This window comes from Bifidobacterium [indicum] DSM 20214 = LMG 11587 (assembly GCF_000706765.1).
Taxonomy (GTDB): domain Bacteria; phylum Actinomycetota; class Actinomycetes; order Actinomycetales; family Bifidobacteriaceae; genus Bombiscardovia; species Bombiscardovia coryneformis.
Genome location: NZ_CP006018.1, coordinates 85,262 through 111,189, shown reverse-complemented (window position 1 = coordinate 111,189; position 25,928 = coordinate 85,262). Strand labels below are relative to the sequence as shown.

The window sequence follows — 25,928 nt, the reverse complement described above, 5'->3', positions numbered from 1 at the left end:
GCAAACCTTCCCAGAGACCGGTCGGCCCAGGGGTGGGGTTTAATCTAGCAGGAGAAAAACGTAAGTTCATCCGGTTCGGGCCTAATGCATATATCTGTTGCTTATGAGGCGTTATTCCCGGACCGATCAGGCCGATTGAAAGGCGGTTGCCGACTAGGAGCGGACCAGGCGGGCGATGGCCTCGGAAGCCTCTTCCATCTTCTCGTCGGCCTCCTCCCCACCCTTGGCGGCGGCCTGACGGACACAGTGGCTCATGTGGTCATCCAGAAGCGTCAGTGCCACCGACTTCAAAGCGCTGGTGGAGGCTGCAATCTGGGTGAGGATGTCGATGCAGTAGGTATCGGACTCGACCATCTGCTCGATGGCCCTGACCTGACCCTCGATACGCCGAAGTCTGGTGATGGTTCTCTTCTTGTCGTTGGCATATCCGGGCAAGGTCCACTCCATTCCTGGTCGGACCATGGCCTGCCGGGCGGGAACCGGGGATTGTCCATGAAATCCGTCTTGAAATCTACCATCAGTATACCCCCCGGGGGTATTATGGAGGCAATCCACTCCGAAAGGGTGATTCATGAGCAGCACTCTCGTTCTCATTGCGGCCCTGGTCATAACGGCAGGCATCATCTGGTACTTCTTCGCGCCCAAGAAAGCCGCGCGAGCCAAGGAAGAGGACGGCGTCCAGACCGTCCGCATCACAGTCAAAGGCGGATACAGCCCCCAACTGATCCAGGTTCAGGCCGGGCGGCCGGTCAAGCTGGTCTTCGACCGCCAGGAGAGCGGAGAGTGCTCCTCGCACGTGGTCTTCAACGACTTCAACATCGACAAGACCCTGCCTGCCTTCCAGACCTCGACCATCCAGCTGACACCGCCCAAAGCCGGCGACTACCCCTTTGCCTGCGGAATGAACATGCTCCATGGGATGCTCCGGGCCACCGACGGACCCCGGGCAGGGGATACCGCGGACTCCACCCGGACAGAAGCGGACGAAGCAGTGCCCAATCAGGAGCAGAGGAACCAGGGGCAAATCAACCAATCTCAGGAGGACCAGGGCGAAGCGGACCAGGAACGAACGGCTGAAATCCGCGACCTGACCCGACGGTTCATCGTGGCCCTGATCTTCACCCTCCCGGTCTTCATCCCGGCCATGTTCGGCATGTTCATCCCCATGCCCCGCATCCTGATGAACCCCTGGGTTCAACTGGTCCTGATTCTGCCGGTCATGTTCTACGCGGGCTGGCCCATCCACCGCACCGGATGGCTGGCCCTGGCGCACCGGACTCCCGAGATGAACTCCCTGGTCGCCCTGGGCACCGCCACCGCATTCCTCTACTCGCTGGTGGTCACCATAGCGCCGCAACTCCTCCCTGTCGGCAGTCGTGAACCCTACTACGAGGCGGTGGGAACCATCATCACCCTGATGATTCTCGGCCAGATACTTGAGGCACGGGCGCGACGCGGCACCGGTGATGCCATTCGCGCCCTGGTCGGATTGAGGCCGAAAACGGCCACCGTGGTCAGGACCGACCAGGATGGCATGGAGACCACCAGGGAAATCCCGGTCGACGATGTGGCCGTCGGAGATGTGATCCAGGTCCACCCGGGCGAGAAGCTGCCAGTGGATGGCCAGGTCATTTCGGGGTCATCCTCGGTCGACGAGTCCATGGTGACCGGCGAACCCATGCCCGTTCTCAAACAGGAGGGCGACTCCCTGGTGGGGGCCACCGTCAACGGGACAGGCTCCCTGCGCTACAGGGCCACCCAGGTCGGCCAGGACACGGTCCTGGCCCAGATCATCCGCCTGGTCAGGACGGCCCAGACCTCCAAGGCGCCCATCCAGAAACTTGCCGACCGGATATCCTCCATCTTCATCCCAGGGGTCATCCTGGTGGCGCTGTGGACCTTCGTGGTCTGGTGGGTCTTCGGCCCCATGCCCCGCGGGGTCTACGGAATAGTGGCGGCGGTCTCCGTCCTGGTCATCGCCTGCCCCTGCGCCCTGGGACTCGCCACCCCACTGTCGGTGACGATCGGAACCGGGCGCGGAGCCCGGGCCGGCGTGCTCTACAGGTCGGCGGAGGCCCTCCAGGGGGCGCATGATGTTGATACGGTCGTGCTCGACAAGACGGGCACCATCACCCAGGGCCGTCCGGAACTGGCCGACGTTCTGACCGCACCGGGGGTGGACGGCCGGCTCCTGATCAGGGCGGCCGCGAGCGCCGAGAGCAACTCCGAGCATCCCCTGGCCCAGGCCATCGTTCAGGCAGCCAAGGACCGCAACCTCGCCATGGTCCAAGCCGACGGCTTCGATTCGGTCACCGGCGAGGGCATCGACGCAACCTTCCCCCCAGGCTCCTTCCAGGAAGACAGGGCGGAAGGTCCCCGTAACGGGGATGCCATCCATGTCCTGGTCGGCAACCGCAGGCTCCTCGAAGGCAAGGGAATCGAGTCGGGTGCCGAACGGTCGGACCATGCGGACACACAGTCGCTCTTCGACACCGCCCGCAGCTGGGAAGACCAGGGGCGCACGACCATCTTCGTCGCCATCGATGGACTTCCGGCCGGGGTCCTGGCCGTGACCGACCAGGTCAAACCCGGCTCCAGGCAGGCCATCCATGACCTGAACGAACGCGGCATCCAGACAATCATGTTGACCGGCGACAACCAGGGCACCGCCGAAAAGGTGGGTGGTCAGGTAGGTGTCAACCGGGTGGTGGCGCAAATCCACCCCGAGGACAAGGCGGGCATCGTCAAGGCCCTCCAGGCCCAGGGGCACAAGGTCGCCATGATCGGGGACGGAATCAACGACGCCCCGGCCCTGGCCCAGGCCGACCTGGGTATGGCAATCGGCACCGGAACGGACGTGGCCATCGAGTCCGCCGACGTAACCCTGGTCTCGGGCGACCTGAATGCAGCCGTCAAGGCCATTGACCTTTCGGCGGCGACCATGCGCAACATCCATCAGAACCTCTGGTTCGCCTTCGGGTACAACGGCCTGGGCATACCCATCGCCGCCGGTCTCCTCTACCCCTTCACCGGCCTCCTCCTCAACCCGATGATCGCCGGGGCCGCCATGGCCTTCTCGTCCCTGTCGGTGGTCCTGAACGCCAATCGTCTACGCCGAACCCCGCTCAGGGCCAGACCGGTCAAGGGGGCCACCCCCATCGACATGGATGCCCTTACTACGGATATCAACATTTCCGACCATCAAGAACACAACCAAGAGAAAGGACATGAGATGGGACTCTTCCACCGTCATGACGACAATCAGCAGAATCAATCCGCCAAGGTGACCGACCCGGTCTGCGGTATGACCATCGACCCCGACACGGCTGCGGCCAAGCGCGACTATCAGGGGAACACCTACTACTTCTGCTCGCAGAACTGCGCCGACACCTTCGACAAGGACCCGGAGAAGGTTCTGAACAAGTAGGTTGGGCGGCAGGCCAGCACCCGTGAGGTGGGCCGCCTAGTCCTCCTCGTCGAGTTGGCAGGGCTCATCCAGGAAGGCGAAGATACGGTCCAGATAGGGACCAAGAACCGCGTTCGGCATCTGGTAGAGCTCGTGCATACTGTCGGGTATCTTCACCAGCTCGGCCTGGCAACCCCCATCGCGCACCTGGGCCACGAACCGTTCCTGTGGCGAGGGAAGAACGAAGCGGTCGTGCTGAGCCTGGAACACCAGCAGGGGTGACTCCACCTGCCCACACTGGGATGGCCTCAGGACCGCCCTGCTCAGTTCCAGACTCTCCCTTACCCAGCCGAAGGTGGCCGCGCTGGTCTGGAAGCGGACCTGGTCCCGCCTTTGCCGCCGGGCCCAGGTCACCCGGGCCCGGCTTCCCCCGGGGTAGTTGTCCATGTTGATTTCCGGGTTGAAGGGACCGAATCCAGGCGCCATCCGCCTGCTCCACCCCATCAGACATGCACCATTCGCCGCACCCCAGGCCACAGCGGGCATGAGCCCTGTTCTGGGAACAATCATCGGTGAAGAGAGAATGGCCTTGTCGATCATGACAGGGAACCTCTCCAGGAGCCGCGCCCCCACACCGCCACCCATGGAATGGGCGTACAGGACCAGGGGTCGGTCACCTGCATAGGACCGCCCCACCTGGGAGCAGAAGGCCGCCAAGTCGGCCACATAACGCTGCCAGTGATCCACCCAGACCAGATTGGGATCGGAGACGCCCCGTCCCGAGAACCCGTGCCCCCAGTGCTCCAGGATGCAGACCGAGTACCCCTCCATCAGGAAGTACCAGGTCAGCTCCTGGTACTTGTCGGCAAACTCCGTGAACCCGAAGGAGATGACCACCGCACCACGGCAGCGGGCCTGGCAGGGTTCCGAGGTGCGGTCCTGGAACTCGCCCCGGTCGTAGCAGACATAGTGAAGAAGCTCATCCGACCCGTATCGATCCCGGTCCGCCTCACCCACCAGGATGCCGCCCTTCCCCGAAGCGCTTTGGGAGGTCATCCACCCTTCGTGGCGACAGAGGGCAAGATCCGGCAGGACGGTATCCTGCATGATCCGGTCATACCGTTCCTCGTCAATCAGCTCGACGGTCATGGCTCAACCTCCTACATGAGCTTGGTGCTCTCCAGGTTCCGAACAATCCAGTCGTTGAAGCGAATCACGGGCTTGCGCAGAAGAAGGCCCAGCAAAAGGGAGGGAACCAGGAAGAGGGCCAGGGCACCCATCTCCCTCCAGAACTCCATCCCGTAAATACCAGCCACGGCGGATTGCATGGCCCCGATGGCGTGGACGAAGGGAAGGAACGGGTAGACCCCCTGGAAGAAACCGGGCAGGGTCTCCATGGGGAAGGTACCGCCCGAACCGGCCACCTGCATGACCAGGAGGATGACTGCGATGGCCTTGCCGATATCGCCGAAGGAAACCACCAGGGTATAGATCAGGTTCATGAAGACGAAGGAGGTGAAAATGGCCACCACAATGAACAGGAGTGGGTGGACGCACTGGACCTTCAGATAGAAGAGGTCACCCAGACCAATCAGGCATCCCTGAAGTACGGACAGGAGGGCGAAGATCGCGAACCGACCGAAGTACTCCTGATAGAGTTTGAGCCCGAAGCGCCGGGCATTGCCCGGAGACTCGGGGCGGAACTCTCCCCAGGGGTGGGGGTCGCCGGGGTCGGCCTCGTCTGCATCCGCCCGATTCCAGGTGGCCTGCAAGGAGTCGAGGTGGAGCACGGCCGCCTTCTTCCTGTCGGAGATGGCAACCTTCATCATGGCCGCGAGAATCGTGGCACCCACCCAGATGGAGAGGACGGTATAGAAGGGGGTCATGGCCGACCCGTAGTTCATGACCGGGAAGACCGCATGACGGTTGACCCCGACCGGGGAGGCCAGGAGAGAGGCCAACGTGTCCGAATCGCCGGCCAGGAGAGACTTGACGCTCTCGGCATCCTGACCCTGGTAGGCCTGCGTCAGGTGGCCGCTCAGGTCGGTCAACCGCTTCGCGGCCTGGGCAAGCCGCTGGGAAATGCCGGTCAGCTGGTCCTTGGTATGGCTGATGTCATCGGCCATGGAGCCGGTCAGGCCCGAAGCCCCCTTGATGGTGCCATCCAGGCCGGTCAAGAGCTGGCCTGTAGAGCCGACCACGGTATCGACGGCCCCCGCCAGGTCATCCAGTCGCGGCTTCAGATCCTTCCTGTACTGGTCGCGTACCTGGTCAACGGAGGAACGGGCCTGGCTGATTCTGTCCCTAAGGCCCTGGTGGAGTTCATCCAATTTGCCCGAGCCGTCCCTGACCGCCTGCGAAGCCTGGCTGATGTGGTCGGCCAGGTCGCGCTGGGAGGCCTGGGCGGTGCGCATGTTGGCCTGGGCCCGGTCGATGGCATCCAACAGGGCCTGGCGCTGGGCGGGAGTCAGACCCGCGTCGGATTGAACAGAGTCCCGCAAGGCATCCAGGCTGGCAATCAATCTGTCATAGTCGGCGGCCGAGGCGTTGACCCTGTTGCTCAAATCGTCCAACTGACCGCTGACCGCAGCACTCTGATTCCCTACCTGGGCAAAGGCGTCGTCAACCTTGGAAGCGATGGTGTCATAGGCTCCGGAAGCCTGGTCCAGGGCCGTATTGACCGAGTCGGCCGAACCGGACAGGGACTTCCCCAGGTCCTTGGTGCCCTTGACTCCCTGGTTCAGGGACTTCCTGGTCTGGGAAAGGGCGGAGTCGGACTGGCCCAGAATCCTGCCGGTGGAGTCGATCATCTGTCCCGACGAGTCCAGCAGACCCGCGTAGGCGTTCACCTGATCGGATGCAGTGGCCAACCTGCCTGATATCTGATTGATGTGATCGGTGGCCCTGTCCAGATAGTCCTGGGCCTGGGGGCTCTTGGAGTATGTGAATACCTGGCTGGCGAGGTCAATCCCCACCTGTCCCACGGTCTTGACGAAGGTCTTGTCGATGGTGGTGGCCACCGTATCCGCACCCTGCTCGGTGACATGAGGGGCAATGGCGTTCTTTTTCTCGTTCAGATAGTACTCAAGCTTGGCATGTTCCATGTCGGGCGAGAACAGGGTCATCATATCCGCACTGAAATCCTTGGGAATGATGATGGCGGCATAGTACTCACCTGAGCGCACCCCATCCAACGCCTGGTCACGGTTGACGAACTTCCAGTCCAGCTGGTCGTTTGCCCGCAGGGTGCTGGTAACCGTCTCCCCCACGTTGATTTTGACCGGAATCAGGTCGGACTTGTACCCCCTGTCGGTATTGGCCACGGCCACCTTGATGGCCTTGGTGTTCTTATAGGGGTCCCAGCTGGCGGCGATGTTGAACCAGGCGTAAAGGGCCGGCACGATAACCAGCCCCATCAGAACTATGATGGCGATGACGTTGCTGGTGGCATCGGACAGGTCCTTGCGCAGCACCCTCCAGATGTTCTTCATCGGTTCCCACCACCTTCCGATTCCTCGAAACCCTTGGGGTCCGGGCCCGAACCGGCCGAGCTCCCGGGTGCACCCTCGGATGCGCCGCCCTTCCCCTGGTTCGTTCCGGCCCCGTCACGTCTCCGGTTGGATTCATGGGCGACAGCAGTCAGCCTGGTCGTGGCGGTGTCTCCTGCTCGGCGCCCACGGGCCGCGGGCAGAATCAGGGAGCGGAAGTCATCACCGGACCTCTCGGTCATACCAAGCTGCTGAACATAGCTGTCACAGATGTACTCGACAACAATCAGATAGGTATCGATCAGCACGATGGAGGCGATGCAGGCGATCAGCATGACAATCTTGGCCTCGGTGCTGAAAAGGAGGATGAGGAAGAGAACAGGCAGGAGAACCAGGGCCAGGCCCGCCCTGATCAGGGACGGATAGATTGACAGGAAGCGATGGGCCCGCTGTCGCAGAATCGCATGGTAGCCTTCCTCACCGCCGCCCATGAAGGCCCGGGCCAGGTTGCCGAGGTTCAGTCTCCGGTCAGCCGAGTGGTTCTGCTCGGTCAGCATCAGGTCGGTGGCGCCCAGACGCCGGTCGAAGAGGGCATTCAAGTTGAGGAGGTACCGCCGCACCACCAGACCAATCAGGAGGGCAACCGGCAGGTACCAGAAGACGTGGAGCATATCCGCCCAGTAATGGGACCCGTACATGCCGCCGATGGTCTCCCTCATGGCATTGATTCCGTAGGTGAAGGGGAGCCAGGGATTCAGGTTCCGGAAGAAGTCGGGCATCATTTCAATCGGATACATACCCGAGGAACCCGGAATCTGCAGGATGACCAGGACCACGGCCAGGGCCTTCCCGATGTGACGGAACGAGGCGGCCAGGGCGTAGATGATATTGATGTAGACGAAGGAGGAGAACACCCCGGCAAGAACGAAAAGGAGGGGCTGCTGGCACTGGATGCCCAACATCAGGTCGCCCACCGTGGCAATCAGGGCCTGGAAGAAACCGACGAAAACAAGGAGGAGCCAGCGTCCCAGGTAGGCCTGGGTGGCGTTGCACTTGCCGATACCCTCCTTGTCGACCTCCAGCTTATAGATGGCGATCAGAATGAAACCACCCACCCAAAGGGCCAGATTGGTATAGAAGGGTGCCACCGAGGACCCGTAGTTGCTGACCGGGTAGACCGTATGGGTTTCCAGTTCCACCGGGGTCGCCATGGCCTTGCCGAACGACTCGGGGTTCAGACCAAGGGTCTGGGATATCCGGTTCCAGGCGGCCGAGGACCCCAGGGCAGCCACATCGGTACGAACCACATCCAGATCCGACCTGACCGAGGCCAGTGAGGTCTTGGTGGTTGCCAGGGTGGTCTGGGCCTGGCCGATAGTCGAATCCAGCTGGTCAAGGAGGGTCGATGTTTGAGCGGCTGTGGTCGACAGGCTGGTCAGGGCACCCTGGAGGGAGCCGTTGGAGGCGTTGAGATTATCTAACCCCGTAAGGAGATTGGGCATGGTGGTTCCGGTCAGCCCCTGACTGGCCGTTGACAGTGCCGCAATGCCCGTATTGCCAGTACCAGCCATGGCCGAGCTCAGGTCCGACGTGGCCTGCTTGCCCGATTTCAGGGCAGCCGACGAGTTCTTCCTGAAACTGTCCAAAGAGGATTTCTGCTGCTGGTTGGTGGTCTTCAGACTGGTGATCTGCCCCTGGATGGTGTCATACACAGGATCCCCCGGTCGCAGTCCGGAATGGTCCAGACCGGACTGAAGTCCATCCACTGCCCTCCCGTTGGCATCGACCAGCTGCCCAAGACTCGAGTTGACGCGATCAACCTTGTCCTGGGTGGTGTTCAGGTCAGCGGTGATGCCGCCGGCCACCGTGTTCACATCCGCAATCCCGTTCGACAGGTCTGTCGTGCCGTTGGACAGAGCCTGGTTCAGAGCGGTGGAAAATCCCAGACTGTCATCCCGAACCTGGGTCATGGTGCCCTGGGCCTTGCTCAGGGTGGTCTGGGTTGAGGCTATCTGTGCCTGCAGATCCTTGATGTTCCGCTTGGAATCCGCCACGGTCTGCCGGGCCTGGCCCATGGTGGAGTCGATCCGATCCAGCTGCGCCGCCATCTGATCGATCTGGTCGATGGTCCGCCCCAGATCACCCACCACCTGGCTCCTGGTCTGCTCGGCCGCCCCCTGTGCATCGCCGGCCGTCTCCAGCACCTTCCCGGCCAGGGCGTCACTGACCGCCGAGATGAAGACCGTATTGATTTCCTGGTCGATTGTGGAGGCCCCCGTATCGGTCACCTTGGGGGCGATGGCGTTCTTCTTCTCGTTGACGTAATAATCCAGGGCAGGTCTGCTTCCCGTCCCCTCGACCACACCGACCAGGTCCGAGCTGAACCGTTCGGGAATGACGATGGCCGCGTAGCAGCGACCCGAGTTCACCTCGTCTATGGCCGCCTTGTCGTCGTCCATGAACTTCCAGCCAAGGCTCTTGTTGTCCCTCAGCTCCTGGATGACCGACCGCCCGGCGTTGAGTTTGCCCGTCTGGGCCGACTGGGCCCCCCGATCCATGCTGACCACTGCCACGGGGAGGTCCTTGGTATTGCTATACGGGTCCCACAGGGCCATGATGTTGAACCAGGCATACAACGATGGGAGGATGGCCACGCCTATGGTGACCACCAGGGCCACGGGATTGCGCAGTATCCTCCAGAGGTCTCGCCTGAAGATGGCCAGTATGGTCCTCACCGCCAGGCACCTCCTTCTCAATAGTCCGATCCGGTTCCCGACAGGGTGTTTCCTGCCGCCAGGTCCGCCAGCGGTCTCGCCCCGCCCGAGTATAGCCACCCTGCCTTGATGCTTGTCCGGGTCAGCTCTTCGTGAATCCTCAAACGGGCCCCGCCGCCTCGTTTACATATCCATGCCTATTCGACACTAGGATGGCAAGGCGGCAAGAAACATGCAACAATGATGACTTCATCTTATGCATTCACAGCGTTTTTACCGTTTGACCACGCCGTCATGGGGGATGACAAGTTCTTGAAGGAGTGTGTATGAAGCTGGCTGAGCTCTCACGCCGCAGTAGGATTTCGGCAGCCACAATCAAGTATTACCTTCGTGAGGGGATGATGCAGCCGGGGACCAAGGTGAGGGCCCGGCTCAGCGAGTATGACGGATCCCACCTGAAACGACTGGACCTGATCGACACACTGATCCACGTCGTCGGGTTGTCGGTCAACCAGGTCAAAACCATCCTCTCCGCCGTGGATGATCCCGATATGAGCCTGGGCGACGTCCTGACCAGGGCCGCCGTTGCCCTCCCCTCCTATGACAGCAGGGCCAAGAGGTATTCGGAGGAGGACGACAGGGGCAGGGACGAATTCGGGGGAAACCAGATCGACGAGGAACACGATGCGGATAGGGACGAACGTCTGAAACAGGTTCGGGAGGACCTGAAAACGGTGGGATTCGAGGACCTGCCGGACCTGCCCTACGTACGACAGCTTGAAGATGCCATCGATGCCGCCCGCAAGGCAGGCATCCCCTGGGGCCGGGATGAACTGGCACGGTTTGCGGACCTTGCACGGGAGGTTGCCAAGGTCGACTTCTCCCTTGTGCCCTGGCCCAAGCGCGAGGACAGCATCACTGTCTCGGTCCTGGGCATGGTCATGACCGAACCGATTCTCATTGGCCTGCGTCGCCTGGCCCACTTGCAGCTTTCCAAGGATCTTCCTCGGACGACCGAGCTGTCCTGAGCCTTCTGCAAACCGCATGTAGCGCCAGGCAGCAAGCAACCGGATACTTGCTGCCTGCTATCGCAAAATCGACTTCCACGGATGACAAGCCAGGGTTCCGCTTGTCATCAAAGACGGCTTACAAAACAGCCTCTTCCCATTGCGGGGAACTTGGTATTTGCCGAATTGAGCGTGATGCCAAAATCATCAAGGTGCCCAAAAAGAACGTGGAGGAAAATACCATAACTGTTGCACGGAACCCGATGGCAGTAAGTAGGGTTCCTGCTATAGCACTACAGAACGCCGACGCCATTTGCGATGGAGCCGTAAGAGTAACACCAATTCTGCCTTGCATACGGTTTGGGGCTTTCGCAAAAATGAAGCCAACCAGCAAAGAGTTAATGATTGGGAAGGGAACACCAATCAGAGAATTGCAGATGATAATCACAAGTTGATTCCCCGACACGACCATGGGAATCATAAAGAGACTGATGCAGGCAAAAGCCAGACCCACACTTTTGCCGACAGGTGCGGTATTGCTGATTTTGTTTGCAATGAGCGATCCGGCAATCATACCAAGGCAAATTCCGGCGCCAACAAGACCGATGTATGTGGAATTTACTCTCTTTCCAGTCAGATCGAGCTGGATGGCATATTGAATTCCATTGATGCCGAAGCTGGCAAGGCTGGCAGCGCTGACGGAGAGCACCACGGTCTTACGCTTCAGCGACCACTTCCAGCCCGACAAGAAGTCTTGACCGTAGGACTTCCTATCTGATTGAGTCTTCTCGATCTGCTGATTGCCGGTTTTTAATCCAAAAGCAGCAATTCCGGCGATGGCGTACATGAACGATGCTGTGAAAAACGGGAGCATCGGATGCAGCGAATAGAGAAATCCACTGAGTGGGCTGCCGGTCATATTGACGGTTGAGTCTCTTCCTTCGTTGATGCTTCTGGCCTTCGGGTAATTGCGGACACCAATAATTGACCGAAGCATGGCATCTGTCGCACCCCCCAAGAACCCGTTGATCGCCGATGCAGTCACTGATAGCACAATCAGAACCGTAAAAGAGAGATGGTTGACCAAACCCAGAATCGCAATGGTTCCCCATAAGACGAATCCGGCCAATGCGTTGAAAGCAATCAGCCTTTTCCTATCGTGGCGATCTATATATGTACCGCCGAATATGCTCAAGCCCTGCTGAGCCACCAGTGAAAGTGTTCCGAGCCAGCCTGCCGACACCAGCGAACCGGATACAGAATAACCAAGCAACGATAAAGACAAGGTTTTGATGGAGAGACCAACAGCGGAAGCGGTGTCCGCTGTAAACCAGGATAAGTACTCTGGATTTTTCCAGAAGGACTCTGAGCGTGTGGATTCGGCCATCAGTTCACTCTTTCAGGGGTTAGGGAGAAGCCGGTCTCACTCACTGCCAGATGTTCCATCAACAGTATGGAAGGAGTCTCATCAATACCTCTCGCGGGAGGGTCTTATTACCTTTTCCGTTGCTTCTTTCTTTCCGTATGGTGTGCTGCTCGCCTTATTGGATTGATATGAGAATAACACGTACAAACTATTTGTATAACTTATTTGTACAACTTGCTTGCTATGATTCTCGCGGGAAAGAGAGGGGCTTTTCTTATGACTCAAGAAACATCCGCAGATGAAAAGTCTGAAATCCCAAGAGCTTCAAACAGCGAAACACTTAAAGTCCTAGCCAACCCCATCAGGATGAGGATTCTTGGAGTCTTGCGAGTCAAGGGAACACAGAACGTCGGATCTATAAGCAGCTTCCTTGGGGAGGCGCCAGGCGCAATAAGCTACCATCTCTCTCAGCTGGCAAAAGTTGGACTCGCAGAAAAGGTACGGAACGCCGAGCAAGATAAGAGGCAAAGCTGGTGGAAGGCAAGCCAGACTGCAACACTTGTAGAGTCCTCAGACAGGGATGATGCCACCGAGGAAGAAGCAACAGATCTCTTTAGGCGCTCGGCAGCACTGGCATATGAGCAAACCTACGAACGCTATCTAGACGCATTGCCTGATCTTCCAAAGGAGTGGGCCAGCGCAGGCGTAAGCAGTGATTCCGTATTGATGCTGACACCCGATCAGATGAAACAGATGAATTCCGAGCTTGATGCCGTCGCAAGAAAGTGGGCGAAGAGAGGTGCCGAGCAGCTACCAGGGGCCGAACAAGTGGCCCTGATTGTACAGGCTTTCCGCTGGATTCCGTAAGGGCTGCGGTACAGATGGGCAGGCTGAACCGTCTGACTCGGTTCGCGCCTACGCACCCTTACGAAGAAGGCGGGATACAGCCACTGACAGGGCCACGGCAAACCCCAGTGGCATAAAGCCTCCGACCGGGAGGTGGCAGACCTCCATCAGCATGGACATAGCCATCAAGGGAGCCGATTGAGAGGCCGCCAGCAGAGCAGCGGCACCAAGTACGGCGCACTGCCAGAGGGGCAGACCCGGGAACCACCAGGACACGACCAGTCCCATGGCTGCACCCAGGCTGGATCCCAGAGCGATGGAGGGGGTCAGGGTGCCACCCGAAGCACCGGCCCTGATGGTGGCAGTGGTCAGAGCAGCCTTGGCCAGAGCCATAATCAGCAAAGCGCATACCGGAATCAGGAGAGCTACCAGAGAGTCTCCCGAAACGGCGTGCTGACTCATGCCCACCTGGGCCAGGGCCCGACCGTTGCCCATGACCTCGGGCATCCAGATGGACACCAATCCGGTCAGGAGGGCCACCCCGGTCAGTTGCCAGATGATGGCAGGCCCTGTGGTGCGGTGGTTCTGAGCCCACGTGGTCAGCCAACGGAAACCGGCACCGGCCAGCCCCATGACCGGACCGGCCAAGAGCACAAAAACCATGAACCAGGGGGAAAATGAGTCATGCCCCACCAGATAGTAGGAGTCGAACCCCTTGATGGAACCCCCAACCAGGGTGGCCAGGCACGACATGGACAGGGTGACCAGGACGGCGGTCATATCAACCCCGGTCAGGAGCACCTCTATACCGAAAAAGGTGCCGGTCAGGGGGGCTATATAGATTCCCGCGAATCCAGCACCTGCCGCAGCCGCCACCAATAGGGACCTGTCATCCTTACGCAGTCCCAAGCGGGATGCCGCCCTCCACCAGATGCCACCCAGCATGGCTCCGGCCTCACGAGGGGCCACTTCACGACCGATGGAACCCCCCGTGGCCACCAGGAAAATCTGAGTCAGCACATGCAGAACCGTCTGCCAGACGGGCATATCGGCACCCTTGACCACCTGACCGACCGAAGGCACCTTACGAGTCCGGTTACGCAAGAACCACCAGATAAGAGAGGCAACCAGGCCTCCGATAAGGACTGATGCAACCCGCCGTAGAGTGGGCACCTGCGAGGGGGTGGAGACCCCCGGGGATTCGACGAAGCCAAGGACGGTACGTTGTATCCACTCGAAAAAGAGGGCCAGTAGGCCCGAAGACAGGCCCACCAAAGACCCCAGAACCAGGACCGATAAGGCAAGACCCCAGAACCTGGGCAGGGAACGACCGACCTGCGGGGGGTCAATGCCTCCCCGGCGGTCCGCACCGAACTCTTCCCGTCCCTGCATCGCTTGGGTCATGGTCTCCAATCTAACGCCAGGGCCTTGTAGAGGAAGTCCCTCTGGAGGACCAGCAGGTTCCTGGCCACGGTCTCATCATTGGTCATATGGGTGATTCCGGACAGGGGAAGGACCGTATGTTCCCTACCGGACGCCATCAGGGCCCCGGACAGGCGCAGGGTGTTCGCCACGGACACGTTGTCGTCGGCGAACCCATGAATCAGCATCAGGGGCCTACGCAGGAGTGGTGCGTCATCGATGATGCTGTTGCGCCGGTACACCTCGGGATCCAGACCCAGATAGCGCTCGGTGTAGTGGGTGTCGTAAAGGGTCCAGTCGGTGGGAGGGGCGCCTGCACAGGCCGCATGAACCTGGTCGGGAGCCCTGAGGACGGACAGGGCCGAAAGGAAACCTCCGTAGGACCATCCAATCATGGCTACGTGGTCCAAATCTGCTTCTGGGGCGAAATCAGGCAGGGCCTGGAGGGCCTCCAGCTGGTCATCCAGGGTCACCTGGGCCATGTCTTCGAATATCGCCCTGTCCCAGGCGGGGCCGCGACCAGGAGTACCGCGTCCGTCGGCGGTCAGAACCAGGAAGCCCTGGTCGGCCCACCACTGGGACTCCCAGTAATAGGCCTGATTGAAGAGAACCTGCTGCGCTCCCGGCCCCCCGTATGGTTTCAGGAGTACAGGCAGGTGCTCCGCACCGGCATAGGGGCTGGCGGGCGAAGGGTGGACGATGGCCCCGAAGAGCCCATGGGCACCCATCCGGACGAAGTCGACATCGGGGATGAAACCGGGCTGGCTGCTGTGGTCCGCCAGAACGGCACTCCTGGCTCCAAGACTGTTCAGGTGACCGGGGTCGACCTGATCACGCCCGACAGCAGCGGCCTGGGTGCCGGCCCCGGGAATCCCTCCGGGGGTTCCGTCCGTCATGGCCTCAACCGTGGAGGCGGGACCGTCGGAGGCCTTCCTCCGGTCATCGGTGATCAGTCCAAGTCCATCCACTCCCAGTCGATCCAGACAATCGTCCTCACCCAGGTAGCAGTGCTTGATCTGACCATGGGACGAGGCCATGGTATGGCACTCGACAACGACACCCCGTCCGGCCCGGGAGGCCGTCCAGAGGCCCGGCAGCCGGTTGAGCACATGGACGCTGCCGTCATAGCCCAGACCCATCAGGTCGAAGCTGCGGGGATCGGTGGAGACAATGGCCAGCACGTTATCCGGCCCGACCGATATGACCCGCCTGATCTGACATCCAGCCGGAGAGAAGGCCTTTCCGTTCACCTGCAGGCGGGTGGTATCGCACTGGGTATCGATCAGGGCATCCACCAGTCCGCCGTCGGGGCGGTAGGCCGGCAGTCCTTCCACAATGTCCAACCACTGATTGTTGCTGTGTGCCCCCAGTTCACGGGTCGGCACACGGGATGCCCCCTCGGGGGGAAGACGGGGGACGCCGCCATCCGAGACCTCTACCAGATCCTGAGAGGCCCCATCGGTTCCATTCTCGCGGGCCGGAATCTCAATACCCAGAATCCTGTCTTCGGTCTGTCTGCGGTTCTGAACAAGCAGAAGGGGTTGATGCCCATCCTGCCAGCGGACCACGGCCAGGTATTCGAAGGCCTGGTGATCCCAGTCCACCTCACCTACCCGAACGGGGCACCCTTCCTGGTTCAGACTCACCAAGGCCAACCCCACGCGGGCATTTTCCGTCAGAGCCTGGGGGTAGCGCCTGGCCTTAGGAGCTTTCTGGGGGTTTGCAGGGTCGCTGACATACCAGACCGGCTCATTCGAATCATCGGTGTGCTCCACCAGGAGGGCATCGGAATCGGGAGACCACCAGAATCCTTGATACCGGTCCATTTCCTCGCCGGCCACGAACTCCGCCAACCCCAGGGTCATCTCATCGCCGGCATCGGCACCCAGAGTCAGTACGGGGAACTCCTGGTCAAGGCCAGCCTCCTGACCAATCAGGACCATCATCATGGAGGAGCCGGTGGAATAGGCCACCTTGGACCCGTCGGGCGAGATGGTCGGGTTGAGAATGGCCTGATCAGCGTAGTGCCGGGACCCATCGGCCTCCATCCGCCCCAGGGTCCGGGTCGAGGCACTCAGACCGTCCTGGGCGATCCGAACGAGCCAGAGCTGCCCGCCCAGGGTGAAAACCACCCGGTCACCGGACCGGTCAACGCTGTAGGAGACGATTCCCTCCCCGCCTTCACGCGAGCGCTCACGTCTGGCCCGTTCCTCCGCAGGCACATCCTCCACGTCGGCATCAGCAAGGAGGTTACGGGGGTCGGCCAGGAGAATCTCGTGGTGACCACCATCCTTGTCGAAGGAGGAGAGCCATAAGGAGGTCACCAGGTCCTCCGCCCCGTCGGAGCGCAGGAAGAGGGCGCGGGAGCCATCTCCAACGGCCCTGGCCGACCGGGGCGCACCAAGGGTGAACCGCAGTGTCCGGGCCTTCATACGCGGGAAGTCCTCTATTGCCGAGACGGGACCGGAATCCCGTAAACCAGGGTTCTCCTCTTCGACCATGCTCTCTCTCCTGCCGGATGTCTTGCACGGTCCTCCCATCGGGCCATGCATCTGGTCTGATGATAGGCGTCCACTTCCCCAAAGGGGAATCTCGATATCAGCACCACCACGGCCACCCCCGCCCGGATATCCGCCCCGGAATCCGCATGAACCCTTGCAATACCGACCTTTTCAAAGACCGGTCTCGGCTGGTTTCATTGAAGAATTTGCAAGTATCCGCGGGCACATCTGCTGCCCCGCCCACGGTCACGTACTATAAAGGAGTTATATAGAAAGGGTTAACTATGAGCGTTCTCGACCGTTTCGAGAAGAGCGTGGAGGGGGCCGTCAACGGCGTCTTCTCGAAGTTTGGCTCCAAGGATCTTCAGCCTGTCGACCTGTCAAGCGCCCTCGAGCGCGAGATAGACTCACAGGCCATGCCCGTCGGTCGTGACCGCACGGTGGCACCCAATGAGTACCGGTTCCGACTCTCGACCCCGGACTTCGACCGGATCGAACAGTGGGGATCCGAGGCCCTGGCCAACGAGCTGGCCGATAACCTCACCAAGTACGCCGAAAGCCAGCATTACGCTTTTGTCGGCCCGGTCGTGGTCATCTTCGAAGAGGATCTGAACCTCAACAAGGGTGACTTCCACCTGAGCGCGGAGTCTGTCCAGGGGAACGCGGCTCCGGTCACCACACCCAGCGAATCCAAGGATTGCCCCGTTCTGGAGATCAATGGTCGGCAGTACCTCCTGACCGCCCCCAAGACCACCATCGGCCGTGGATCCTCATGCGACATCGTCATTGACGATGCGGGAATCTCACGCCGCCATCTTCAGATTGAAATCACCGACAAGGGCGTAGTCGCCCGCGATCTGGGCTCCACCAACGGAACATACGTGGAAGGGCACCAGGTTCCCGCCGCCACCCTGCTCGACGGCAATACCATCACCGTTGGCCGAACGCGCATCCTGTATTGGGCTTCTTCGCAGGAGCAGGATTCGTAAATAGCCAGGCCTTGACGTAAGGTCGATATCATTATGCTGACCGAACTGACATTCGCCATCCTCAAATATGGATTCCTGGCACTGCTATGGGTCTTTGTCTGGCTGGCAATCAGGTCCCTGCGCAAGGATATCGAGACTTTCTCGCCCCGAACTTCGCACAACCGCCGACGCTGCCAACGTGCAGCACGCCGTCAGGTACCCCCGGCGACCCGTTCGGCTGCTCCGGTGGCTGCCGGTCATTCCCCGCAGGCCGGCCCCACCCTCCTGGTGGTCATTGATGGACCCCTGGCCGGGTCCACCACCCCGCTCTCGGGTCAGCCCATCACCATGGGTCGATCCTCTTCCAACACCCTCGTCCTGGATGACGAATTCGTCTCCGGCCACCATGCCCGGGTCTATCAGGACCCGGCCAGCGGCCAGTGGGCCATCGAGGACCTTGGGTCGACCAACGGCACCATTGTTTCGAGCCAGCGCATCGCAACGCCGACCATCCTGCCGGCCGGAGTGCCCGTTCGAATCGGCGCCACAACCTTCGAGTTGAGGTAGGCGCCATGACCAAGACCGACCAATCCGAACGTCTGTTCCTATATTCCACCGCCGTTTCCGATGTGGGTTATGTGCGTAGCAACAACCAGGACTCCGCCTTTGCCGGAGAACGCCTGGTGGCCATGTGCGATGGAATGGGTGGCCATGCCGGAGGCGACACGGCTTCGACCATCGCCATCAGATCACTGGCCCATATCGAGCGTGACGACCGTGACCAGGACGTGCAGTCCCTGGCCCAGATGATGGAGACCTCAGTCATTGCCGCCCATGATGCCATCGTGGGCAAGGCCAAGCGGGAGCATCGGCTCTCGGGGATGGGGACCACGGTCACCGCCCTGGCCCTGGCCGACGGATCCTGGGTTCTGGCCCATATCGGCGACTCCCGGGCCTACCTCCTGCGCGAAGGTCGACTGGTTCGGATGACCCAGGACCACAGCTATGTTCAGCACCTGATCAACACGGGCCGCATCTCACCTGCCGAGGCAAAGAGCCATCCCCAGCGCAACGTGGTCATGAGGGTCCTGGGTGATTTCGACATCGACCCCAGGCCGGATATCTCCATCAGCAAGGCCCGGCCCGCCGACCGGTGGATGCTCTGCTCAGACGGCCTCTGCGGCGTTTTGGAGGATTCAACCATCGCCGAGGTTCTGGAGTCGGTCTCCGACCAGGCCGAGTGCGCCCAGCAGCTGGTCACCATGGCCCTGAAGGCCGGCAGCACCGATAACGTGACCGTGGTCATCGCCGACGCCACCCTTGCACTGGATGCGGATGCCTTTGATCTGCCCCACCAGACCCCTCTGGTCGGTGGAGCGGCAAGCTCCAACCTGGAAGCCCTGGCCGACATCCTCGACGAACCGGTGGCCGCCACACCAAGGTTGCGCGACGAGTCCAACGAGTCCCCCGCCAAGCGGGCCGCCGTCCTGACCCAGGGCGGGGAACCGGACGAGGAGGAGACCCGGGGGGTCATGGTCCAGCCCTCGGCCGCCCGCGAGGAAAGCGGCGAACGCCACGTGCTCGATACGAGCGAGATTCCGGTTGTTCTCAAGAAGGATGGGTCGCAAACGGATGACCCTTACGACCCTGAAGTGGCAGATGCCATCCACAAGGAGCATCTGGAGCAACGCGAGCGCGACCGCTCCCACCGATTCCGCATGCGTCTCGTACTGGCCGCCATCGCCGCCATGGTGTTGGCGGGGCTGGTGGGAGGAACAGCCAGCGCCTATGGATGGAGCCAGAAACAGTACTATCTGGGTCAGGAGAACGGCAGGGTCACCATCTACCAGGGTGTGCCCACCAAGGCCTTCGCGGTCTCCCTCTCCCACCCGGTCAGGTCAACCGACATCGAGGTGAGCAACCTGCCCCAGTCCTGGCGCGATCAGCTCGACGCGGGAATCACGGTCTCCAGTCTGGCCGATGCCGAGGAGCATGCCACCCTGATCAGGCATGAGGCCAGAAGCCTGAGCGAGGAGCGAAACAAGGGGGGCGACCGGATCAAGCCCTCCGCATCCCCGACCCCTTCGGACAATCCAGAGGATGGGCAGCACTCCTCATGATCTCCACACGCCTGCGACGCCTGTCGCTGTTGCTCTTCTCCCTTTTGGTGGGGTTCGTCGGTTTCTTCCAGATGTTCGCCCGGACCAACGGGGGCCTGCCTGGTCCCTTCATGGCCATGCTTGCGGTCACCGCGGTTCTCTTCATCGCCCTCTGGGTACTTTTGGAGATATTCCAGCCTTACGGGAGCCAGGTCATCCTCCCCAGCGTGGTCATACTAAGCTCATTGGGAACCACGTTGATTACGCGCATCGACCTGCGCAATGCCAAAATCGGCGAACCGACCAAGGTTGGCATGACCCAGTTGGTCTGGCTCAGCCTGGCCCTGGTCCTCTGCGGGATTCTGGTGGTCACCCTGCGGGACTACCGGGTTCTTCGGCGATTCTCGTATGTCAGCATGGTTGTGGGCCTGGTACTCCTCCTCTCCCCCATGCTGCCGGTGGTCGGCCGCGAAATCGGTGGGGCGCGCATCTGGGTGGGCGTGGGTTCCCACACCATCCAGCCCGGTGAGTTCGCCAAGCTCTTCCTGGCCTTCTTCTTCGCCGCCTACCTTTTCGACCACCGCGACCAGCTGGCCGTTGGCGGCAAGAAGTTCCTCGGCATGCGGATGCCCCGCATCAAGGACCTGGGGCCCATCATCATCGTCTGGATGATCTCCCTGGGCGTCCTGGTGCTCCAGCATGACCTGGGTACCTCCCTTATGTACTTCGCCATGTTCGTCTCCATGCTCTACGTGGCCACGGGGCGAACCAGCTGGATCGCCATCGGCGCGGTCTTCTTCATCGTCGGGGCTGTCGTGGCATCCATGGTCTTCGCCCACGTAGGGGCCAGGGTCGACGCCTGGCTCCATCCTTTCAGCGACGCCGAGTACGGCAAGGAATTCGGAGGGTCCGGCCAGCTGGTCAGAGGCATCTTCGGATTGGCCGCAGGTGGACTGACAGGAACCGGACTGGGGCAGGGCAGGCCCTGGATCACCCCCCTGGCCAACTCCGACTTCATCTACTCCTCCATCGGCGAGGAACTTGGGCTCACCGGCCTTCTGGTTGTTCTGGCCCTCTACCTGATCATCGTGGCCTCCGGAATGATAACGGCCATGAAAATCAAGGATGGGTTCGGTAAACTCCTGGCCTCCGGCCTGGTCTTCACCATGGCCTTCCAGGTCTTCACGGTCGTGGGCGGCATCACTCTGGTCATCCCCCTGACCGGTCTGACCATGCCGTACATGGCGGCCGGCGGGTCCAGCCTGGTGGCCAACTGCATCCTGGCCGTCCTTCTGATCATCATCTCCAACGCAGCCAACAAGCCCGCCCCGGAAGTCTCATCCGATACCTTCCAGTACGAAGCCCTGGCCGTTCTGCGTCAGCATGAGGCCGAGGAGCAGATCGAAGGCAAGGGCCACCGGTCCTCACGCAGCACCGGCAGCGAGAACGAAAGTCGTCATGCCCATACAGACACCAGCAACTCCCCGACGCAGCAGATGAAGGGAGGGGCGGAATGAACAAGTCCTTACGGCAGCTTTTCAATGCCGTCATCGTCCTCTTTGTCATCCTGGGTATTTCCAGCACCCTCATCATGGTGGTCCGGGCCAACTCCCTGAACGCGGATTCGCGCAACATGCGGGCCCTGTACCATGAGTACGCCGCGCCACGAGGAGCCATCCTGGCCTCGGACGGAACCGTCATGGCCATGTCCGACCCCATCGACGACTCCTTCCAGTACCAGCGCAAGTACATGAACGGAAACGTCTACGCTCCGGTAACCGGCTACTACTCGATCACCAGCCCGGCCGACCGGGGCATCGAGGCTTCCAGGGATCGCCTCCTGAGTGGTCAGTCCGACAGTCTCTGGATGGACCGGGCCAAGTCGCTCTTCACAGGCACCCAGAACAAGGGGGCCTCCATCGAGACCTCCATAAATCCCCGTATGCAGGAGACCGCCTACCGGATGTTGGGTGGTATGTCCGGCTCGGTGGTGGCCATAGAACCCTCAACCGGGCGAATCCTGGCCATGGTCAGCACCCCCAGCTACGACCCCGGCGCACTGACCGGGCACGACAGCTCCGACGCTTCAAGGGCCTACCAGGAACTTGCCAGACGCGCCGACAACCCCATGCTGAACAGGGCCACTTCGCAGCTCTATCCGCCTGGGTCCACCTTCAAGGTGGTCGTGGCCGCAGCCGCTTTGGAATCCGGCCAGTACAGTCCCGATAGCGAAATCCCGGCAGGTGCTTCGTACACCCTGCCCGGCACCGCGTACGATATGACCAATGCCACGGCCGCCGGGGACGGGGTCAACGGTAAGATCAGCATGCAGGATGCCCTGGCTTACTCCTCGAACACGGCCTTCTCCCAGTTGGGGGTTTCCCTGGGTGGCAAGACCATCGCCGACCAGGCCAAGAAATTCGGGTACGGGTCCACAATCACCCTGGACGGGACCAACTCCTCCGGTTCCCCCATGCGGGCCGTGGCCTCCAGGTTCCCGGGCGAGCAGACCCCCGACAAGATAGCTCTCGCCTCCATCGGTCAGGGCGACACCCTTGCCACCCCCCTCCAGGACGCCATGATTGCGGCGGCCGTGGCCAACGGAGGCAAGCTCATGCAGCCCACCCTGGTGGACCGGGTCCGCTCCAGCGATCTGAGCGTCATCAGCGAGACCACGCCCTCCGTCTATTCTCAGACCTTCTCGGCAGACACGTCCCAGGCTCTGACCCAGATGATGGAGGGAGTGACCACCAAGAGCTATCCCGATCTGCAGATTCCCGGCATGCAGGTGGCCGCCAAGTCCGGCACCGCCCAGATCGGTGCGGGCAATACCTCCAATGACGGGTGGATGATAGGATTCGCTCCGGCCGACAAGCCCAAGGTGGCCGTCGCCGTGGTGGTCCACGGCATCTCCTCCTATGGCATGGAAATCGCCGGCCCGATCATGAAGAGCGTGATGCAGGAGGCTGCCAAGTGAAGCTGATAGAGGGACAGCTCATACATCGTCGGTACCGTCTCGACCGACGCCTGGCCCAAGGTGGCATGGGAGAGGTCTGGAAGGGCTATGACATCGAGCTGGGCCGCGTGGTCGCCATCAAGGCCCTCCGTGGCGACCTGACCAACGAAGAGTCCAAGCTCCTTCGCTTGCGGGCAGAGGCCCATAACTCGGCCAACCTGGCCCACCCCAACATCGCGGCCCTCTTCGAGTACTACGAACACGACGGCATCGGCTTCCTGATCATGGAGTACGTCCCCAGCGACTCCCTGGCGGACATCTACCGATCACGGGGTTCGCTGGAGCCGACAGAACTCCTGCCCATCCTGATCCAGACGGCCCGGGGCCTTTACGTGGCCCACTCGCATGGTGTGATTCACCGGGACGTGAAACCCGCCAACATCATGGTCTCCGAGACGGGCGAGGTCAAAATCACCGACTTCGGAGTCTCCTACTCCACCAACCAGGGTCAGATCACCCAGGATGGGATGGTGGTGGGCACGGCCCAGTACATATCGCCCGAGCAGGCCCAGGGGCTCCAGGCCACCCCCCAGTCCGACATCTATTCCCTGGGTGTCGTCGCCTACGAGGGCTTGTGCGGGCATCGGCCCTTCACCGGGGCCACTCCGGTGGACATCGCGGCCGCCCACGTGAACGACCCCGTACCGCCCCTGCCTGATTCGATCGACACCCAGCTGACCAGTTTCATCATGTCCATGCTGGCCAAGGACCCACGTGACCGTCCGGCAAATGCCCTGGTGGTATCCCATACCCTGGCCAAAATCGAGCAGCGCCTGCTTGACCAGCAAATCGGCCAGACGGAGATAATGGACCCCGATGCACCCCGGCCACGGCAAATCATCAGCAAGCCGCACATGGCGAAAAACCTGTTAAGACTTCCCTGGACGCAAAGTGGAAACAAGACTGCAGACGTTCCTGAAGGGATGAACGGAAGGGAAACCCTATGAGCATCACACTGCCGCCTTCCTTGGCGAACGGACGTTACCAGCTCGAACAACTGATCGGGCGCGGCGGTATGGCCGAGGTCTACACAGCGCTGGACACCCGGCTCGGCAGGATCGTTGCCATCAAGATCATGCGGTCCGACCTGACCAACGACGAGATATTCCTGTCCCGGTTCAGGCGCGAGGCCCACGCGGTCGCCCAGCTCAACAATCCCAACATCGTCTCCATATACGACTCAGGCGAGGAAATCCTGGTCGACAGCCAGGGCAACCATGAGCGGGTGCCCTACCTGGTCATGGAGTATGTGAAAGGCCAGACCCTGAGGGCCATCCTCAAGGAAAACGGCGCCCTGAGCCAACGTGACGCCGAGCAGGTGATGCTGGGGGTCCTGGCCGCCCTGGAGTACTCCCACCATATGGGAATCATCCACCGCGACATCAAGCCCGGCAACATCATGATTTCGGAGCAGGGCATCGTCAAGGTCATGGACTTCGGCATCGCCCGCGCCCTGGATGACTCCGCAGCCACCATGACCCAATCCCAGGGTGTGGTGGGCACGGCCCAGTACCTGAGCCCCGAGCAGGCCAGGGGCGAGAGCGTCGATATGCGCTCCGACCTCTACTCCGCCGGCTGCGTGCTCTACGAGATGCTGACCGGACGGCCGCCCTTCAACGGGGATACGGCCGTGGCCATCGCCTATCAGCATGTGTCCGAGGTGGCGACCCCGCCCAGCAGCATCGTGCCCGGCCTTCCCCGGATGTGGGACTCCATCTGCGCCAAGGCCATGGCCAAGGACCGCCAGAACCGCTACGCCACGGCAGGGGCCTTCAAGAACGACATCATGGCCTACATGAACGGCGGCACTCCCGTGGCTGCCGCCTTCAACCCCCTGACCGACCTTTCGAACCTCAAGGCCAGGAAGGACGCCGAACAGGAGGCCGCCACCTCGGCTCTGCCCCCAGAGGACGAGGCCACGACAGCCACCCAGGCCTTCAGCCCGATTGAGGATGAGGCCCGAGCCGCCGCCCCCATCGCCACCGCACAGAAGGCCAAGAAGGCCGCCCAAAAGGCCAAGCGCAAGAAGAAGATCATCATCGGCTCCGTTCTGGGGGTCATCCTGGTCCTGGCCATCGGTCTGGGCGCCTGGGCGTTCTTCAGCAAGGACCGCACGCAGACCACCACTGTGCCGACCATCACCAATCAGATGTCCAAGGTCCTGGCCAGGGAGAAGATCACAGCCGCGGGGCTCAAGTACCAGGAGAGAGAGGACAACGATTCCTCCGAGCCCAAGGGCACCTTCACCAAGCAGAACCCCAAGGGTGGCAGCCAGGTCCCCAAGGGTTCCACGGTGACCGTTTGGTTCTCGGCAGGACCCAAGGATTCCGCCATCCCCGATGTCAAGGGGCAGGACCAAGACAGCGCCAAGAGAACCTTGGAAAAGGCGGGCTTCAAAGTATCGCCCGCTGCCTCCGTCGAAGACAGTACGGACGTGCCCAAGGACCATGTGACCAGAACCGACCCCGCCAGCGGGCAGAGCATACCCAAGGGGAGCAACGTCCTGCTCTATATCTCCTCGGGCATGACCAAGGTGCCTGACCTGACCGGCAAGTCCAAGGATGAGGCCACCAATATCCTGCAGAGCCAACGTTTCAACATCACCATCCAGGAGGAACCCTCCAAAACGGCGGCCAAGGGCACGGTCATCAGTTCCAATCCGGCCCCCGGATCATCAGTCCAGCAGGGAACCATGATTACCCTGTCCGTCTCCAGCGGGATGAGTATGCCCAACCTCATCGGCAAGACCCTGGCCCAGGCGAGGCAGGAACTGGGCGAAGGGGTGAAGATCAATGTCAACGGCCCCAACGATGACAACGCCAAGGTGACAGAGCAGAACCCGTCGGCAGGAACCGTCATTGACAAGTTCAGTGACGCGGTGAACCTGACCACCTCCAGTGGTCTGGCCATCCCCTCCTACAATGGGGACACCCTGGGCAGCTACAAGCACAAACTCGCGGAACTGGGCATTACCAGTGTTTCCGTGAACGGGCCGACAACGGATAACGCCAAGGTGGTCGGTGTCGACCCGGCCCCGGGTGCCCCGGTCGACAACAAGCCACCGGTGACCATCTCGACCAAGAGTTGACCCCGGG

The 25,928-nt window shown here is 61.3% G+C and carries 17 protein-coding genes; 10 read left to right on the top strand and 7 right to left on the bottom strand.

The genetic code is table 11. The features are described 5' to 3' along the window. Positions 1-153 precede the first annotated feature (153 nt). Complete coding sequence (locus BINDI_RS00375) at positions 154-435, bottom strand: metal-sensitive transcriptional regulator (RefSeq protein WP_033491463.1); 282 nt, start codon at positions 433-435, stop codon at positions 154-156. Positions 436-571: 136 nt separating this feature from the next. Here BINDI_RS00375 and BINDI_RS00370 point away from each other — a divergent pair, with 136 nt between their 5' ends. Beyond that, positions 572-3,427, top strand: a complete 2,856-nt coding sequence (locus tag BINDI_RS00370) for a heavy metal translocating P-type ATPase (protein ID WP_033491464.1) — start codon at positions 572-574, stop codon at positions 3,425-3,427. Positions 3,428-3,463: 36 nt separating this feature from the next. Here the strand turns inward: BINDI_RS00370 and BINDI_RS00365 are convergent, their stop codons facing one another. From BINDI_RS00365 to BINDI_RS00355, 3 genes are read right to left on the bottom strand one after another with little or no spacing between them, the layout of a single operon-like run. Continuing rightward, on the bottom strand, positions 3,464-4,555 hold the full coding sequence (locus tag BINDI_RS00365; protein WP_033491465.1) for an alpha/beta fold hydrolase: 1,092 nt from the start codon (positions 4,553-4,555) through the stop codon (positions 3,464-3,466). Positions 4,556-4,566: 11 nt separating this feature from the next. After that, positions 4,567-6,897, bottom strand: coding sequence for a YhgE/Pip domain-containing protein (locus tag BINDI_RS00360; protein ID WP_033491466.1), 2,331 nt, complete (start codon positions 6,895-6,897; stop codon positions 4,567-4,569). After that, a complete protein-coding gene (locus tag BINDI_RS00355) occupies positions 6,894-9,629 on the bottom strand; it encodes a YhgE/Pip domain-containing protein (RefSeq protein ID WP_081830721.1) in 2,736 nt (911 codons plus the stop codon). Before BINDI_RS00355 ends, BINDI_RS00360 begins: the two co-directional genes overlap by 4 nt. Before the next feature lie 305 nt (positions 9,630-9,934). On the opposite strand from BINDI_RS00355, the gene BINDI_RS00350 reads away from it, so the two are divergent. Continuing rightward, positions 9,935-10,636, top strand: a complete 702-nt coding sequence (locus BINDI_RS00350; RefSeq protein ID WP_033491468.1) for a MerR family transcriptional regulator — start codon at positions 9,935-9,937, stop codon at positions 10,634-10,636. Positions 10,637-10,754: 118 nt separating this feature from the next. Here BINDI_RS00350 and BINDI_RS00345 read toward each other — a convergent pair whose 3' ends face one another. Further along, a complete protein-coding gene (locus BINDI_RS00345; protein WP_033491470.1) occupies positions 10,755-12,002 on the bottom strand; it encodes an MFS transporter in 1,248 nt (415 codons plus the stop codon). 255 nt (positions 12,003-12,257) lie between these two features. Between BINDI_RS00345 and BINDI_RS00340 the strand changes: the two genes are divergently transcribed. Continuing rightward, positions 12,258-12,848: a winged helix-turn-helix domain-containing protein gene (locus BINDI_RS00340; protein ID WP_033491472.1), complete on the top strand. Its 591-nt coding sequence runs from the start codon at positions 12,258-12,260 to the stop codon at positions 12,846-12,848. A gap of 48 nt (positions 12,849-12,896) precedes the next feature. Here the strand turns inward: BINDI_RS00340 and BINDI_RS00335 are convergent, their stop codons facing one another. Both BINDI_RS00335 and BINDI_RS00330 read right to left on the bottom strand, forming a co-directional pair. After that, positions 12,897-14,231 carry a chloride channel protein gene (locus BINDI_RS00335; protein WP_202805347.1) on the bottom strand — a complete coding sequence of 445 codons (1,335 nt, stop codon included), beginning with the start codon at positions 14,229-14,231 and terminating at the stop codon, positions 12,897-12,899. Further along, positions 14,228-16,750 carry a S9 family peptidase gene (locus BINDI_RS00330; protein WP_052109061.1) on the bottom strand — a complete coding sequence of 841 codons (2,523 nt, stop codon included), beginning with the start codon at positions 16,748-16,750 and terminating at the stop codon, positions 14,228-14,230. The genes BINDI_RS00335 and BINDI_RS00330 overlap by 4 nt, the downstream gene beginning before the upstream one ends. A gap of 284 nt (positions 16,751-17,034) precedes the next feature. Between BINDI_RS00330 and BINDI_RS00325 the strand changes: the two genes are divergently transcribed. Genes BINDI_RS00325 through pknB form a run of 7 tightly spaced genes read left to right on the top strand, consistent with a single transcriptional unit; the run spans position 17,035 to position 25,921 of the window. After that, positions 17,035-17,739 (top strand): FHA domain-containing protein, encoded by a 705-nt coding sequence (locus BINDI_RS00325; RefSeq protein ID WP_033491473.1) that lies wholly within the window; start codon positions 17,035-17,037, stop codon positions 17,737-17,739. Between the two features lie 36 nt (positions 17,740-17,775). Then, complete coding sequence (locus tag BINDI_RS00320; RefSeq protein WP_148302005.1) at positions 17,776-18,285, top strand: FHA domain-containing protein FhaB/FipA; 510 nt, start codon at positions 17,776-17,778, stop codon at positions 18,283-18,285. A 5-nt stretch (positions 18,286-18,290) separates the two neighbouring features. Then, complete coding sequence (locus BINDI_RS00315; RefSeq protein ID WP_033491476.1) at positions 18,291-19,838, top strand: PP2C family protein-serine/threonine phosphatase; 1,548 nt, start codon at positions 18,291-18,293, stop codon at positions 19,836-19,838. Further along, on the top strand, positions 19,835-21,334 hold the full coding sequence (locus tag BINDI_RS00310; RefSeq protein ID WP_081830719.1) for an FtsW/RodA/SpoVE family cell cycle protein: 1,500 nt from the start codon (positions 19,835-19,837) through the stop codon (positions 21,332-21,334). The genes BINDI_RS00315 and BINDI_RS00310 overlap by 4 nt, the downstream gene beginning before the upstream one ends. Beyond that, entirely contained in the window at positions 21,331-22,794 is a 1,464-nt protein-coding gene (locus BINDI_RS00305) for a peptidoglycan D,D-transpeptidase FtsI family protein (RefSeq protein ID WP_033491477.1), read from the top strand. The genes BINDI_RS00310 and BINDI_RS00305 overlap by 4 nt, the downstream gene beginning before the upstream one ends. Next, positions 22,791-23,780 carry a serine/threonine-protein kinase gene (locus BINDI_RS00300; protein ID WP_033491478.1) on the top strand — a complete coding sequence of 330 codons (990 nt, stop codon included), beginning with the start codon at positions 22,791-22,793 and terminating at the stop codon, positions 23,778-23,780. The genes BINDI_RS00305 and BINDI_RS00300 overlap by 4 nt, the downstream gene beginning before the upstream one ends. Continuing rightward, on the top strand, positions 23,777-25,921 hold the full coding sequence (gene pknB / locus BINDI_RS00295) for a Stk1 family PASTA domain-containing Ser/Thr kinase (RefSeq protein ID WP_033491480.1): 2,145 nt from the start codon (positions 23,777-23,779) through the stop codon (positions 25,919-25,921). The genes BINDI_RS00300 and pknB overlap by 4 nt, the downstream gene beginning before the upstream one ends. The last annotated feature ends 7 nt before the right edge of the window (positions 25,922-25,928 follow it).

What these genes read in the sequence shown, in the direction of transcription:
- BINDI_RS00370 (WP_033491464.1), top strand. Translation starts at nt 572, where the DNA reads ATGAGCAGCACTCTCGTTCTCATTGCGGCCCTGGTCATAACGGCAGGC.
- BINDI_RS00365 (WP_033491465.1), bottom strand. Translation starts at nt 4,555, where the DNA reads ATGACCGTCGAGCTGATTGACGAGGAACGGTATGACCGGATCATGCAG.
- BINDI_RS00360 (WP_033491466.1), bottom strand. Translation starts at nt 6,897, where the DNA reads ATGAAGAACATCTGGAGGGTGCTGCGCAAGGACCTGTCCGATGCCACC.
- BINDI_RS00350 (WP_033491468.1), top strand. Translation starts at nt 9,935, where the DNA reads ATGAAGCTGGCTGAGCTCTCACGCCGCAGTAGGATTTCGGCAGCCACA.
- BINDI_RS00345 (WP_033491470.1), bottom strand. Translation starts at nt 12,002, where the DNA reads ATGGCCGAATCCACACGCTCAGAGTCCTTCTGGAAAAATCCAGAGTAC.
- BINDI_RS00340 (WP_033491472.1), top strand. Translation starts at nt 12,258, where the DNA reads ATGACTCAAGAAACATCCGCAGATGAAAAGTCTGAAATCCCAAGAGCT.
- BINDI_RS00335 (WP_202805347.1), bottom strand. Translation starts at nt 14,231, where the DNA reads ATGACCCAAGCGATGCAGGGACGGGAAGAGTTCGGTGCGGACCGCCGG.
- BINDI_RS00330 (WP_052109061.1), bottom strand. Translation starts at nt 16,750, where the DNA reads ATGGTCGAAGAGGAGAACCCTGGTTTACGGGATTCCGGTCCCGTCTCG.
- BINDI_RS00325 (WP_033491473.1), top strand. Translation starts at nt 17,035, where the DNA reads ATGAGCGTTCTCGACCGTTTCGAGAAGAGCGTGGAGGGGGCCGTCAAC.
- BINDI_RS00315 (WP_033491476.1), top strand. Translation starts at nt 18,291, where the DNA reads ATGACCAAGACCGACCAATCCGAACGTCTGTTCCTATATTCCACCGCC.
- BINDI_RS00310 (WP_081830719.1), top strand. Translation starts at nt 19,835, where the DNA reads ATGATCTCCACACGCCTGCGACGCCTGTCGCTGTTGCTCTTCTCCCTT.
- BINDI_RS00305 (WP_033491477.1), top strand. Translation starts at nt 21,331, where the DNA reads ATGAACAAGTCCTTACGGCAGCTTTTCAATGCCGTCATCGTCCTCTTT.
- pknB (WP_033491480.1), top strand. Translation starts at nt 23,777, where the DNA reads ATGAGCATCACACTGCCGCCTTCCTTGGCGAACGGACGTTACCAGCTC.